Consider the following 791-nt stretch of genomic DNA (forward strand, 5'->3'; position numbering starts at 1 on the left):
GAAAGGCATTGAAAACTATACCTACTACACCAACGGCGATGATAGCGCAGACGACGTCGTCTATTTCGCCAATCCGAAAGAGCGCGACCCAATTCACGAAACTCTTTTACGCGTTTTCGCAAGCGGTCTCGATTATGCTAAGAAAACCAAGCGCAATAGCATCGGCAAGGTGGACGGCAGTACAGAAAAAGCCACACTTGTTGCAAGCCTTGAAGCACAGTTTGCGCTGGTAAAACCCGACGATAAAGTGCTGATTGTTTATAACGGCCACGGCGATATAGAACCGAGAGACACCCGCAAAAACACTCTAAAACTCTGGGGCGACACACATCTAACTGTTTCTGAACTCGACCAATTACTCGATAAAATTCATCCGCAAGCAACGGTTAATTTCGTTCTCACTCAATGTTTTTCTGGTTCGTTTGCCAATTTAATCTATGACAACCCCTACAGCGATGTGCGGGGTGAACAGCAGCGCTGCGGCTTTCTCGCCGAGTCGGATAGGCGGGAAGCCGAAGGCTGTGACTTAGGCACCAACGAGGCAGATTTTAGGGACTACACCACCTATTTCTTCGCTGCACTGGCGGGCAAAACCCGACTGGGCGAAACAATTCCTGCAGCCCAAATAGATCTAGACCGGTCTGGCGATGTTAGCTTAAGCGAAGCACACTTTTATGCACTTGCCAGCGCCGACAGTGGCGACCTATCCAGGTCTACCTCCGAGTTTATTCTAGAGAAGGAGCAACCTTGGTATACCCGCTGGGACAGTCGCTTCACACCAAACAATTCGA

At 49.6% G+C, this 791-nt stretch carries 1 protein-coding gene; it reads left to right on the forward strand.

Annotated features, from left to right (window positions below):
• Positions 1–791: hypothetical protein (locus ACFQEU_RS16980; RefSeq protein WP_379784056.1), on the forward strand; the 791-nt coding region annotated here is incomplete at both ends.

The sequence above is a fragment of the Halorubrum tibetense genome (genome assembly GCF_042661865.1).
Lineage (GTDB): Archaea > Halobacteriota > Halobacteria > Halobacteriales > Haloferacaceae > Halorubrum > Halorubrum tibetense.